At 72.7% G+C, this 12,488-nt stretch carries 11 protein-coding genes; 5 read left to right on the top strand and 6 right to left on the bottom strand.

Annotated features, from left to right (window positions below):
• Positions 1 to 88, bottom strand: an 88-nt coding sequence (locus tag OEY_RS30605) for an FAD-binding protein (RefSeq protein ID WP_157180008.1), incomplete at its 3' end; no start/stop codon positions are given.
• A 187-nt stretch (positions 89 to 275) separates the two neighbouring features.
• On the opposite strand from OEY_RS30605, the gene OEY_RS0122645 reads away from it, so the two are divergent.
• A complete protein-coding gene (locus OEY_RS0122645) occupies positions 276 to 881 on the top strand; it encodes a TetR/AcrR family transcriptional regulator (protein WP_010596044.1) in 606 nt (201 codons plus the stop codon).
• Positions 882 to 965: 84 nt separating this feature from the next.
• Here OEY_RS0122645 and OEY_RS0122640 read toward each other — a convergent pair whose 3' ends face one another.
• Both OEY_RS0122640 and gabT read right to left on the bottom strand, forming a co-directional pair.
• Positions 966 to 2,411, bottom strand: coding sequence for an NAD-dependent succinate-semialdehyde dehydrogenase (locus tag OEY_RS0122640; protein WP_010596043.1), 1,446 nt, complete (start codon positions 2,409 to 2,411; stop codon positions 966 to 968).
• Positions 2,408 to 3,796 (bottom strand): 4-aminobutyrate--2-oxoglutarate transaminase, encoded by a 1,389-nt coding sequence (gabT, locus tag OEY_RS0122635; protein WP_010596042.1) that lies wholly within the window; start codon positions 3,794 to 3,796, stop codon positions 2,408 to 2,410. The genes OEY_RS0122640 and gabT overlap by 4 nt, the downstream gene beginning before the upstream one ends.
• A gap of 133 nt (positions 3,797 to 3,929) precedes the next feature.
• Here gabT and OEY_RS0122630 point away from each other — a divergent pair, with 133 nt between their 5' ends.
• The 3 genes from OEY_RS0122630 to OEY_RS0122620 all read left to right on the top strand — a co-directional run bounded on the left by OEY_RS0122630 (position 3,930) and on the right by OEY_RS0122620 (position 7,071).
• Positions 3,930 to 5,432 carry a PucR family transcriptional regulator gene (locus OEY_RS0122630; protein ID WP_010596041.1) on the top strand — a complete coding sequence of 501 codons (1,503 nt, stop codon included), beginning with the start codon at positions 3,930 to 3,932 and terminating at the stop codon, positions 5,430 to 5,432.
• Positions 5,433 to 5,866: 434 nt separating this feature from the next.
• Positions 5,867 to 6,376, top strand: coding sequence for a helix-turn-helix domain-containing protein (locus OEY_RS0122625; protein ID WP_228287098.1), 510 nt, complete (start codon positions 5,867 to 5,869; stop codon positions 6,374 to 6,376).
• 155 nt (positions 6,377 to 6,531) lie between these two features.
• The gene (locus OEY_RS0122620) at positions 6,532 to 7,071 is read left to right on the top strand and encodes an RES domain-containing protein (protein WP_337249825.1); all 540 of its coding nucleotides are present in this window, start codon (positions 6,532 to 6,534) and stop codon (positions 7,069 to 7,071) included.
• 328 nt (positions 7,072 to 7,399) lie between these two features.
• Here the strand turns inward: OEY_RS0122620 and OEY_RS0122615 are convergent, their stop codons facing one another.
• A complete protein-coding gene (locus OEY_RS0122615; protein WP_010596038.1) occupies positions 7,400 to 10,435 on the bottom strand; it encodes an NAD-glutamate dehydrogenase domain-containing protein in 3,036 nt (1,011 codons plus the stop codon).
• 121 nt (positions 10,436 to 10,556) lie between these two features.
• Positions 10,557 to 11,516, bottom strand: a complete 960-nt coding sequence (locus OEY_RS0122610) for an intradiol ring-cleavage dioxygenase (protein ID WP_010596037.1) — start codon at positions 11,514 to 11,516, stop codon at positions 10,557 to 10,559.
• A 211-nt stretch (positions 11,517 to 11,727) separates the two neighbouring features.
• Here OEY_RS0122610 and OEY_RS0122605 point away from each other — a divergent pair, with 211 nt between their 5' ends.
• Positions 11,728 to 11,925, top strand: coding sequence for a DUF4177 domain-containing protein (locus OEY_RS0122605; RefSeq protein ID WP_006935226.1), 198 nt, complete (start codon positions 11,728 to 11,730; stop codon positions 11,923 to 11,925).
• 10 nt (positions 11,926 to 11,935) lie between these two features.
• On the opposite strand, the gene OEY_RS0122600 is transcribed toward OEY_RS0122605, so the two are convergent.
• Positions 11,936 to 12,488 (bottom strand): TetR/AcrR family transcriptional regulator (locus OEY_RS0122600; RefSeq protein ID WP_010596036.1); only part of this gene is annotated, 553 nt, incomplete at its 5' end.

The following is a 12,488-nucleotide window of genomic DNA, read 5'->3' as shown; positions in this document are numbered from 1 at the left end:
GCGGCCCCCCCTGCCGCAGGCGGTAGGCGGCGGTCAGACCGGACGGGCCCGCCCCCACGACGACGACGTCACGCTCGATGGATTGCATGGGATTCCCCTTCGAGAAAATGAACGACATTCATATGTGTCGCATCACACTGTAACCTCATCGAGGCGCGAGGAGAAGACCTTCGCGGCAATTCGTGGCCGGGAATCGTGAGACGAAGGGAAGCGGCGTGGGAGAGGGGACGCACCGGCGCGCCGGTCGGCCGTCGACGAAAGTGCTGTCTCGGCAAGTGATCACCGACGCCGCGCTCGACGTGATCGAACACGGCGGCTACGACGCCTTCACCGTCGCCAAGCTCGCCCGCGCCCTCGGTGTGGCCCCGTCCGCCCTGTACAACCACGTGAGCTCGAAGCAGGACGTCCTGCTGTGGGTGCAGGAGGATCTCATGACCAAGGTCGACGTGAGCGGCTTCGGCGTCGAGCCGTGGGCCGCGGCGACGCGACGCTGGGCCCTGTCCTACCGGGACGTGTTCGCCCGGCACGCGCCGCTGGTCCCGGTGATCGCCGTGATGCCCGTCGCGGGCGCGCCCCGCACCCTGGCGGTCTACGAGGCGGTGGCCGCGGGCTTCGCCGACGCCGGGTGGCCGATCGAGACGATCGTGCCGGTCGTCGTCGCGCTGGAGTCGTTCATCTTCGGCTCCGCGCTCGACGCCAACGCCCCGGCCGACATCTTCGACACCGCCGACCTCGCCGGCGGCAGCCCGGTGTTCACCGCGGCGATCGACGCGTTCGCCGGATCGGGCGGCGACTACACCCCGGACGCCGGTTTCGACGCCGGCCTCGACGCCATGATCGCCGGACTCGAGGCCCGCCTGGACCGGCTTCGGAAGGGCTGATCTGCAACAAGATACGGCTCGGTCCGGGGGTGCGACGTGCCGCACTCCCGGACCGAGCCGGTATTCGATTTCCTGGCGGTCCCGCTACAGGGCGATGTACTTGGTGTCGAGGTATTCCTCGATGCCCTCGGCAGCACCCTCGCGGCCGAAACCGGACTCCTTGACGCCGCCGAAGGGGGCGGCGACGTCGGAGATGACCCCGCGGTTGACACCGACCATGCCGGTCTTCAGCGCGCCCGCCACGCGCATCGCGCGGTTCAGGTCGCGGGTGTAGAAGTAGGCGGCCAGACCGTATTCGGTGTCGTTGGCGGCGGCGACGGCCTCGTCCTCGGTGTCGAAGACGGTGATCGCCGCGACCGGGCCGAAGATCTCCTCGCGCAGCAGCCGCGCGTCGGCCGGCACCTCGTCGAGCACGGTCGGCGGGTAGAACGTGCCGGGCCCGTCGGGGATCTGCCCGCCGGTGCGGACGCGGGCACCGCGTTCGACGGCGTCGCGCACCAGCGTGTCGACCGTGGCGCGCTGGCGGGCGGTGATGAGCGGGCCGAGGTCGGTGCCGTCGTCGAGGCCGTGGCCGGTGCGCAGCGCCGCGATGCGGGCGGTGAGCTTGTCGGTGAACTCGTCCGCGACAGTGCGGGCGACGTGGAAGCGGTTGGCGGCGGTGCAGGCCTCGCCGCCGTTGCGCATCTTCGCGGCCATCGCGCCGTCGACGGCGGCATCGACGTCGGCGTCGTCGAACACCAGGAACGGGGCGTTGCCGCCGAGTTCCATGGAGGTGCGCAGCAGCCGGTCGGCGGACTGGCGGACCAGCAGTTTGCCGACGCCGGTGGAGCCGGTGAAGGTGATCTTGCGCAGCCGCGCGTCGGCGAGCAGCGGCCCGGTGAGCGCCGCGGCGTCGGTGGCGGGCAGGATCGACAGGACCCCGGCCGGCAGGCCGGCGTCGGCGAAGACCTGCCCGAGCAGCAGCATCGTCAGCGGGGTCTCGGCGGCCGGCTTGACCAGGATCGGGCAACCGGCGGCCAGGGCGGGTCCGATCTTGCGGGTGGCCATCGCCAGCGGGAAGTTCCACGGGGTGATTGCCAGGACGGGCCCGACGGGTTCCTTGGTGACGAGGATGCGCCCGTTGCCGGCGGGGGCGGTGGCGGTGCGGCCGCCGATGCGCACGGCCTCCTCGGCGAACCAGCGCAGGAACTCCGCGCCGTAGTTCACCTCGCCGCGGGCCTCGGCGACGGTCTTGCCCATCTCGAGGGTGATGACGCGAGCGAAGTCGTCGGCGCGGGCGTGGACGAGTTCGAAAGCGGTGCGCAGGATCTCGCCCCGCACGCGCGGCGGGGTCGCCGCCCACTCGGCCTGCGCGGCGACGGCGAGGTCGAGGGCGCGCAGTCCGTCGTCGGCGGAGGCGTCGGCGACCTCGGCGAGGACCGCGCCGGTGGCCGGGTCCTCGACGGGGAATGTCGCGCCGGTGGCGGAGTCGGTGAGTTTGCCGCCGAGCCAGAGGCGGGTCGGGACCCCCGCGGGAAGGGTGTGGGTCATCGGGTGGCTCCTGCCAGGGTCGGGCGCACGCCCGCGACGTCGCGGACGGCGGCAGTGAGGACGTCGAGGCCGTCGGTGAGCAGTTCGTCGGAGATCACCAGCGGCGGCAGCAGGCGGACGACGTTGCCGTAGGTGCCGCAGGTGAGCACGATGACGCCCTGTTCGAGCGCCTTCGCGGCGATCGCCTTGGTGGCCTCCGGGTTCGGCTCGCGGGTGCCGGGCTGCACGAACTCGACGGCGAGCATCGCGCCGCGGCCGCGGACCTCGCCGACGATGTCGACGTCCGCGGCGAGCGCCCGCAACTGCTCGGTCGCGATCTGCTCGATGCGACGGGCGCGGCCGCGCAGGTCCAGCTGCTCGATCCGGTCCAGGGTGGCGAGCGCCGCGGCACACGCGACGGGGTTGCCGCCGTAGGTGCCGCCGAGTCCGCCGCCGTGCACGGCGTCGATCAGCTCGGCGCGGCCGGTCACCGCGGCGAGCGGCATGCCGCCGGCGATGCCCTTGGCGAGGGTCATCAGGTCCGGGACGACGTTCTCGTCGTTGCTGGCGAACCAGTCACCCGTGCGTGCGAAGCCGGTCTGCACCTCGTCGGCGACGAAGACGATGCCGTTGGCCTTCGCCCAGTCGACGAGGGTCGGCAGGAATCCCTTGGCCGGCACGATGAATCCGCCCTCGCCCTGGATGGGCTCGAGCACGATCGCGGCGACGTTGTGCGCGCCGATCTGCTTGTCGATCTGCGAGATCGCGCGGTGGGCGGCCTGCTCGCCGGTGACCTCGGTGCCGTCGTAGTTGCGGCCTTCCCGGAACGGGTAGGACGCCGGCACGCGGTGGATGTCCGGGGCGAACGGGCCGAAGCCCTCCTTGTAGGGCTGGTTCTTCGCGGTGAGCGCCATCGTCAGGTTGGTGCGGCCGTGGTAGGCGTGGTCGAAGACCACCACGGCGCTGCGGCCGGTGGCGACGCGGGCGATCTTCACCGCGTTCTCGACGGCCTCGGCGCCGCTGTTGAACAGCACCGTGCGCTTGGCGTGGTCGCCGGGGGTCAGGGCCGCGAGCTTCTCGGCGACGGCGATGTAGCCCTCGTAGGGGGTGACCATGAAGCAGGTGTGCGTGAAGTGCGCGACCTGCTCCTGCACCGCCGCCACGACCGCCGGGTCCGAGGCGCCGACGCTGGTGACCGCGATACCGGAACCCAGGTCGATCAGGGCGTTGCCGTCGACGTCGACGACGATCCCGCCGTCGACGTCGGCGGCGTAGACCGGCACGGAGGACGCCACACCCGCCCCGACCGCGGTACGGCGACGCTCGGTCAGGGCCGCCGAGCGCGGGCCGGGCAGCGCGGTGACCAGGCGACGCTGCTGTGGAAGGCGGTATTCGATGCTCGTCATGGGGACTTCCTCGGGCTCGGCGGCGTAGAGACGATTCGAGTATGGGAGCGGCGGCGGACCCGAGACAGGGCCGATCCGTACAACTCGGCGAATCGCACCGCGCCATTTCGTCGAGGCGTCCTACGATGGCCCCATGAGCGTCGGCATCGCCTGGCTGCTGCGGCAACCGGGACTGGGATTGACCCTGCGCGGCGGCCGGGCCGGGATGGACCGGAAGATCGGCTTCGTCCAGCCCACCGAACTGCTGGACCCGCGGCCGTGGCTCTCCGGCGGGGAACTCGTCCTCACCATCGGCCTGGGATTGGAGCCGGCGGCGGGCGGCGACTACGTGCGCCGCCTCGCGGAGGCGGGCGTCGCCGCCCTCGGCTTCGGCACCGGGCTGTCGCACGAGCGGATTCCGCCGGCGGTCCTCGAGGCGGCCGACGCGGTGGGGCTGGCGCTGCTCGAGGTGCCGGACACGACGCCGTTCGCCGCCGTGAGCCGTGCCGTCACCGCCCGGCTCGCCGAGCAGCAGTACGAGCTCGTGCGGCGCGCCGCCGACACCCAGGTGCGCATCACCCGTGCCGTGCTGCGTGGCGGTGTGCCGGCCGTCGTGCGGGAACTGGCCGTCGCCACTCACACCGCCGTCGCCTACCTGGACGAGCGCACCGGGGAGGTGGCCGCCCACCCCGAGGCCGCGGCGGAGCTGGCGGAGCAGATCCCGGAGTTGCGCCGGGACGGCGCCGGCTCGGTCACCACGAGCCGGCCCGGCCGGACGCTGACGGTGCAGCCGGTCACGCACGCCGGCGTCGTCAGCGGATACCTGGCCGTGCAGGCCGACCGGCCGCTCGAGAACGTCGAACTCGTCCTGATCGGCCACGCCGTCTCCCTCGTCACCCTCGAGCTGGACAAGCCGCGGCGGCTGCGGGCGGAACGGAACGCGCTGGGCGCGAGGGTGTTCGGTCTTCTCGTCGCCGGTGCCCTCGACTCCGGCGACGCCTCGGAGTATCTCGCCGACGCGGTCGGCACCCGCAACCGAATCCGGATCCTGCAGCTGCACACCCCGATCCCGGCCGACGTGCGGCGCGTGCTCGACGCCGGTCTCGGTGCCCGGCAGCGTCCGCTGTACGCGCGCAGCGAGGACGAGGCGCTCACCGTGCTGCTGCGCGGCGAGGACACGCTGTCCGACGTGGCGGCGCTGCTGGCGGACCTGTCCCCGCCGCAGGCCCGCACCCTGCGTGGCGGGCTCAGCGCCGCGCACCGGCTCGCCGACACCCGCCGCGCCGTCGAACAGGCCGAGCATGCCGTCGCCGCCGCGGACGCGGCCCACCGCCTCGTGGAATTCGACGCCACCCACGGCACCGCCCTGCTCGCGTCCCCGGCGGTGCGGGCCGTCCTCGAATCCGTGGCCGCGTCGACGGTGTCCGCTCTCGCCGACTACGACCGCGGTCGCGGGACCAGGCTCGTCGCGTCGCTGCGGGCCTTCCTCGAGGCGAACGGGCAATGGGAGGCGGCGGCCGCGGCCCTGGAGGTGCACCGGCACACCCTGCGCAGCCGGATCGCCAAGGCGGAGCAGGTGCTCGGCGTGGACCTCGGTGATGCCCGCGTCCGGGCAGAGCTGCTGCTCGCCTTGCTGATCGGGGAACCGGCGCCTTAGATCACCGGCCTCATCGTGGAAGGAAGAGCCGTGACCGGGCAGTTCGTGCGTGTAGCTGAAAGTGCCGGCGCAGCGCGGCGAGGAGTGTCATGGTGCCTCGACAAGTTCGGGTGGTCCGCCGATCCCGAATCCGACCCCAGGGAAGCTCCAGGGAAGTCGATGCGCATCCACATCGTCGAGCCGAGGCAGTCCCCTCCTATGCTTTCTTTTCTTGTTTATCTTGTTCAGAGGCATAGCCTGGGGATATGAGCACGAAGCGGACCGGTCGTACGAACATCGGGTCGGCCTCGACCGCGCGCACGAAGGACACGGGTCGGGCGGCCGGGACGAAGTCCCGCACGTCGACCCCGCGGACGACGCCGCCCGCGTCCGACGCTGCAGGTACCACGACTTCGGCGCCGGGTGCAGCGGGCTTTTCCGCGGTGTTGAAGGACGTGCTCGGCAGTGTGCCGGAGGCGGAGCGGGAGAGTTTCGTGCTCGGCGTGGTCGGGGACGAGGGTGAGGGGCTGGACGCAGGGTTGTGGGGGCGGGGTCCGTCCCCGGCCGAGCGTAGACACGCCGCATTGGAGAACCTGCGCCGGCAGTATCGGGCCCGTCGCGCGGTGGTGGCGGAGTCCCTGACCCGACCGGAGGCCGCGGAGCTGCTCGAGGTGTCCGAGCAGGCGGTCCTCGATCGTCTCAAGGCGGGGGATTTGATCGGGGTGAAGAAGGGCCGGGAGTGGCGACTGCCGTCGTGGCAGTTCGACGCCGACACCGAGCAGGGCTTCGTGCCCGGCCTGGCCCAGGTGAGTCGGGTGTTTCCCGGGGGTGCGGTGTCTTTGACCGAATGGGCCCTGAACGTGAACCCCGACCTCGACGGCGCGACCCCGGCCGAAGCGCTCGCCGCCGGGCGCATCGACGACGTCGTGCGGGCGGCCGAGGCCGGCACCGCAGCCGCGTGGTAGCCCCACTTCCCGCACCGACGCGACCGCTGCATGGCGGACGAGCATGGGTCTGGCGGTGGCGCGAACCGAGCCCCGGCCACCCGTGGCGCTGGTGCCGCATCTACCACCCGTCCCCGCACACCCCGAACGGAACCACCCACCGGCACTTCGGGCCGTTGCACCGACTGGACCCGCATCTGCCGGCCCCCGACGGTGCGCCGCGGACGTGTCCGGACGGGCGGTCGGTGCTGTACGTCGCCGGCAACTTGGCCACGGCGCTCGGTGAGGTCTTCGGGGATTTCCCTGCGGCGGCGGTGTGCCCGCGCTACCGGGTGGCGCTGCTGCGACCGACCGCCCCGGTCACCGTGCTCGACCTGCGCGGGCAGGGCGCGGCGATGCGCATCGGTGCGCTGCCGTCGCTGGCCACCGGCGACTATCCGCGCCCGCGCACCCAGCCGTGGGCGCGGGCGATCTACGAGGATCAGCCCGTGGCTCGACGGCGTATCCACGGTGTCTACTATGACGCCGCGCATTCCAACGGTCCTGCGTTGGCGTTGTGGAACACCGAGGACCGGCTCGAGGTACCGGCCGACTCGCGCGGCGCGGTACAGGACTTCGCGCTGGCGGAGCCGCGGATGTGGCCGCGCGTGGTCGATGCTGCGGTGAGTCTGGGCATGCGCGCCGACCTGGTCGCCCACTGCCCCACCTGCTCGTAGTGGGGACCATCCAGGAGAGGCTGTGGCAGAAGGAGTTTCAGCCTCCTGCGTGTACGGCCTGCCCGCCGCGCGGGTGTTCTCGACCCGCTGTACGCTCCGAATGGCCCTCTCCTCCCTGCCCCACCTGAGTGGGGTCGCGGATTCTGTCCGTAGGGGATGAGGCGAGGCGATGCGACGAACCGCGGCGCGGCTTGCGGTGGCGTATCGGGCCCCGGGACACCGACCGCGCGGCACATCCCGGTGCCGGGGCCGGGTCCCGGGAACGCAACGCATCATCCACGACATGCGTCATGCCGCACGCAAGAGCCGATCCATAAGAGACACCCGCTCAGCGGTCGAGCAGGCGCAGCTCCCCGGCGATCACGGCCAGCCGGGCGGTGTCCACCGCGTCCTCACCGCGGAGCCGGTCGAGGAGCCGCACGAGCCGGTGCGCGCGATCGGGCAGGTCCGCGGCACGGCCGTCGAGCGCGGTGACGACGAGCGCGTCGAGCCGGTCGGCGATCTCGTCGCGCAGAGCCGCCGCACCCATGGCCTCCCAGTACGGGCCGCGCACCCGGGTCACGAAACCGTCCAGGAGCCGGCGAATGTGGAGGAGGTCGGCCAGTTCGTCGCGGGCCGCGGCGACACGGGCGGGGTCGATGCCCAGGCGCAGCGCCACCGCGGCGTTCGCGAAGGCGCCGCGGCAGTCCTCGGCCGAGGGCCGGTCGCCCAGGGCGGCGGCGACGGGCGCGGCGAAGACCGCGACGAGAGCCTCCGGTGTGTCCGCGTCGGTGCACGCACCCGCGAGCACGTCGCGGAGCGTCCGGCGGGCGGTGTGGCGCAGCAACCACGCCATCTCGGCCTCGACGACGCGCGCGAGCGCGCTCAGTTCCGCCACCGTGGTGCGCGCGTCGGCGCCCGCCGCGAGGATCCGGGCCCGGATGTCCTCGGTGTGCAGCACCCGGCTGACCACCACGTAGGCGAGCGTCGAGTCCTCGGTGGCGGCGCCGAACCGTTCCTCGAACCGGTACAGGGCGCCGGGGCCGAGCCGGTTGACGAGTTCGTCCGCGAGCGACGCGACGACGATCTCCCGGCGCAGGGGATGCTCGGCCACGCCGCTCGCGGCGCGGGCCCGGATCTCGGCGGGGAAGTAGCTCTCGGCCCACGGGGCGCAGGCCGGGGAGTCCGGCAGCGACGACGCGGCCAGCTCGCTCGCGACGACGTTCTTCGACTGCGCCAGGAGCACCGCCAGCTCCGGGCGCAGCAGGCCCGTGCCCGCTCGCCGCCGCTCCCGGATCTCGTCCGTGGTGGGCAGGCTGTCGTCGCTGCGGGGGATCCGGCCGGCCCGCGCCAGGTCCTCGATCAGGCGTTCGTGCTGGGTGAGCAGCGCCGGGGCGTCGTGCTCGCCGGCTCCCAGGGCGAGCACCTGATCGCGGGAGGCCGTGAGCACCGCCGCGGCCACGTCGTCGGTCACCGCGGCGAGCAGGGTCTCCCGCCGCCCGGGCGCCAGCGTCCCGGCCGCCACCGCGCGGTCGACCGCGATCTTGATGTTGACCTCCCGGTCCGAGGTGGCGACGCCGGCGGCGTTGTCGACGAAATCGCCGTCGCAGCGGCCGCCGCAGCGCGCGTACTCGATGCGGGCGGCGCGGGTGAAGCCCAGGTTGCCGCCCTCCCCGACGACGCGGGCCCGTACCTCGCGGGCGTCGACCCGGACCCGGTCGTTGGCGGGATCGGCGGCGTCGCCGTGTGTTTCGCCGGAGGCCTTCACGTACGTGCCGACACCGCCGTTCCACAGCAGGTCCACAGGCGCGCGCAGGACGGCCTTGATCAGCTCGTCGGGTGTCAGCGTCTCGGCGTCGATCCCGAGGGCCGCGCGGGCAGGGGCGGACAGCGGCACGGACTTGGCGGTGCGCGGCCACACGCCGCCGCCCGCGGAGATCACCGCGGGGTCGTAGTCGGCCCAGGACGAGCGCGGCAGCGCGAACAGCCGCGCACGCTCGCGGTGGGCGGCGGCGGGGTCCGGGTCGGGGTCGAGGAAGATGTGCCGGTGGTCGAACGCGGCGACGAGGCGGATGCGGTCGCTGAGCAGCATGCCGTTGCCGAAGACGTCACCCGACATGTCGCCGATGCCCGCGACGGTGAAGGTCTGCGTGTCGACGTCGTGGCCGAGCTCGGCGAAGCGGTGCCGCACGGCCACCCACGCGCCGCGGGCGGTGATGCCCATCGCCTTGTGGTCGTAGCCGGCCGACCCGCCCGAGGCGAAGGCGTCGCCGAGCCAGTAACCGTATTCGGCGGCCACGGCATTGGCGGTGTCGGACATGCGGGCGGTGCCCTTGTCGGCGGCGACCACCAGGTAGGCGTCCGCGCCGTCGTAGGCGACGGTGTCGGGCGGGGTGACGGGCGAGCCGTCGACGATGTTGTCGACGACGTCGAGCAGGCCGCGCACGAACGTGGTGTAGGCGGTGGTGAGGTCCGCGCCGGAGCCGGGCCGGATCACGAACGCGCCCTTCGCGCCGCCGGGGACGATGGGCGCGTTCTTGACGGCCTGGGTCGCCATCAGCCCGAGGACCTCGGTGCGGTAGTCCTCCGGGCGTTCGGAGAATCGCAGTCCGCCGCGCGCGACGAGCTCGGCCCGCACATGCACGCCCTCGACGTCACGGGAGTGGACGTAGATCTCCCGCACCGGCACGATCGCTGCGCCGACGCTCAGCGCGGACGGATCGAGCTTGAACGACGCGTACGATCTGCTGCCCCCACGCTGGAACCAGTTGGTGCGCAGCGTCGCGTCGACGAACGAGCGCAGCCCCCGCAGGGTCCGGTCCAGATCGAACGTCGCGGCGCGATCGATGTGGCCGGCCACCGCCGCGCCCGCGGCGGCCACGGCGCCGTCCCGGTCGGGCAGCCCGGGCCGGAACCGGGCGTCGAACAGCGCGGCGAGGTCCGCCGCGAAGCCGGGGGTGGCCGTCAGGCAGCCGAGCATGTACGCCGGCGACAGGCCGATCCCGGCCTGGGCCAGGAACCGGACGGCCGCCCGCACGAGATCGACCCACCTCCACGAGATTCCCTCCTGGAGAACGAGAATCGAGAAGTCGTCGATCTCGGTGCGGCCCTCGGTGCCCGCGACGAACGCGTCCGCGATCAGCTCGAGCACCCCGGGATCCGAAGCGACGGTTGCGGCCGGTGCGATCGTGAAGTGGTGCGTCCCCGGCTCGTCCAGCGGCCGGTGATCGCTGACGTGGAGGCCGAAGCGCCGCAGGACGTCGACGACGTCGGTGAGGGTGAACCGGTGGTCCGGCCAGGTCGCGACACAGCCGAGCGGAGTGCCGTCGGCAGGATCGAGGAAACGCAGGGTCGTCGTGTGCTGGGACAGGGAGGGGGCGCTCACGGGGGGTCCTTTCCGGGGCGGCGGCGATGGGGCGAGTCTGCCGCCGTCGCACCCCCACAGGGCAGGGCCGAAATGGAGCGGACGAAGCGTAAGGGCACGCCGAATCGGCGCGGGCGGTCCGTCACTGCCCGGGCGGCGGACCTGCCGGGCGGCCCCCTGCCGGGCCGCCACCCATCCCGCCCTGCGGCGGCATGTCGGACTGGACGTTCGCCGATTTCTCGGCGACACCGATCGTGATGTCGACGGCGTAGCCGGTGTCGATGCTGCCGCTGACGGCGGCGAGTTCGGCGTCCCAGCCGTCCCCGAAGACGTTGTCGGAATCGAGACCGACCTGCGCGAGGTTGCGGGTGCTCTGCGAATAACCTTCGGCCTGCGCGTACACCGTCTCGCACACGTCCTGGGGGAGGGCGATCTGCGACGTCAGCCGGGCGTTGTCACCGGCGACGGCGACCTCGAGGGAGTCGTAGACCTCGAAGTGGATGTGCGGCCAGCGTCCCGAATAACAGGCCGGGAAGATCGAGGTGAACGAGACGGTGCCGTCGGCCCCGGCCACCTGCACGCCGCGCAGGTAGTTCTGCTCGGTGACACCCTCACTGTAGAGCGAGTAGTTGCCGTCGCGGTCGCAGTGCCACAGGTAGACCGCCATGCCCGCACCGGCGGCGCAGTCGGCCGCCAGATCCTGCAGGTGCAGCGTGACGGTCGTCGGCACGCCCTCGGCGGTGCCGGTGTAGCTGCCGAAGCTGGTGGTGAGGTCGCGCCGCACGATTCCCGACTCGATCAGGACGTTGGGCCCGTTCGATCCGTCGCCGGGATACGGTCCGGCGGTCTCCTGCGGTGCGGCCGCCACGCACTCGCCCGTGGCCGACGCGGTCGTGCTCGACGCCGTGGTGGCGGAGGCGGCCGCCGAGGTGGACGTCGACCCACCCGTCGAGCACGCGGCGAGGGCGGCGGTGCCGGCCGCGCCGAAGACGGCCAGCATCCGCCGGCGCGACAGCATCGTCCTCATGTCGTGGGCCAGGCCCAGGTCGTGCTCGTGGAGGTCGGGGTCGGTGGGAACGCGACGCGCCCGGCGTGAACTCATTGCGGTGTCCTCTCGGCTCGGTTCGGTGAGGTTCACGCTACGAAGCGATGCTGGGGAAACCGTGGACGGACGCTGGGAACCTGCTGGCAGCCGGGTTCGGGCGGATTCGTCCTTCGGTCGTCGAGCGCGGCTCGCGCCGGGGTGGGCGCGGGTAGGATGCGAAAGGTCGGCGCCCCTGCCGATTCCCGATCGCCACGACATGAGGGATGCGATGTACTCGTACAAGGTCGTCGAGGTCCGCGAGAAGATGCTCGGCGGGAAGATGTCCGGTGACAAGCTCGAGGATCTGCTCAACGAGCATGCCCGGCAGGGGTGGCGCCTGAAGGCCATCACGTCCGCCGAGATCAAGGGCCGCGTCGGCCCGGGCGGGGTCGAGGGATTGCTCGTCACCTTCGAACGCGAGGGCTGACGGGCGCCGATCAGCGCGGCGCGGCGGGCGACAGGCCGGCGAGCACGTAGCGCCGCACGTAGCGCAGCACGGCGGCGTCGTCGTCGGGGTCGAGGGTGTTGCCGGGCACCGTCGCGAGGCTGATGAGCGAGCGCGCCACCCACTCGGCGGCCTCGACGGGCTCGGCGTCGTCGCGGACCTCCCCGCGTTCGATCGCCGCGACCACGAACTCGAGCCAGAACGCCGCGAGGTCGGGAACGAGTTCGCGGACCCCCGCGCCGGCGCACGCCGCGAACTCCTCGGGCTCGGCGGCGCGCAGCCGGAGCGGCAGCGCCCCCGGATCGTCGTAGGTGGCCCGGCCGATCCGGACGCCGGCCGTGAGTTGCTCGGCGAAGGTGCCGTACCCGGCGAGGGCCGTCCTGGCGGCGGTCCAGTACGCGTCGTCGAGCCGGACGATCACGCTGCCGACCAGGCTCGCTTTGTCCGGGAAGTGCCGGTACAGCCAGGCCCGGGACACCCCGGCCACCTCGGCCACCTCCGCCATCGTCGTCGCCCGGATTCCCTTGGCGCGCAGGACTTCTTCG

It is taken from the genome of Rhodococcus sp. P14 (genome assembly GCF_000256505.1).
GTDB lineage: Bacteria > Actinomycetota > Actinomycetes > Mycobacteriales > Mycobacteriaceae > Rhodococcus > Rhodococcus ruber.
The sequence above is the reverse complement of the archived record's forward strand: the minus strand, read 5'-3'. Positions and strand labels throughout refer to the sequence as shown.

Bases quoted from the DNA above. Each gene is read 5' to 3' on its own strand.
- OEY_RS0122640 (WP_010596043.1), bottom strand. From the start codon at position 2,411: ATGACCCACACCCTTCCCGCGGGGGTCCCGACCCGCCTCTGGCTCGGC.
- gabT (WP_010596042.1), bottom strand. From the start codon at position 3,796: ATGACGAGCATCGAATACCGCCTTCCACAGCAGCGTCGCCTGGTCACC.
- OEY_RS0122630 (WP_010596041.1), top strand. From the start codon at position 3,930: ATGAGCGTCGGCATCGCCTGGCTGCTGCGGCAACCGGGACTGGGATTG.
- OEY_RS0122610 (WP_010596037.1), bottom strand. From the start codon at position 11,516: ATGAGTTCACGCCGGGCGCGTCGCGTTCCCACCGACCCCGACCTCCAC.
- OEY_RS0122605 (WP_006935226.1), top strand. From the start codon at position 11,728: ATGTACTCGTACAAGGTCGTCGAGGTCCGCGAGAAGATGCTCGGCGGG.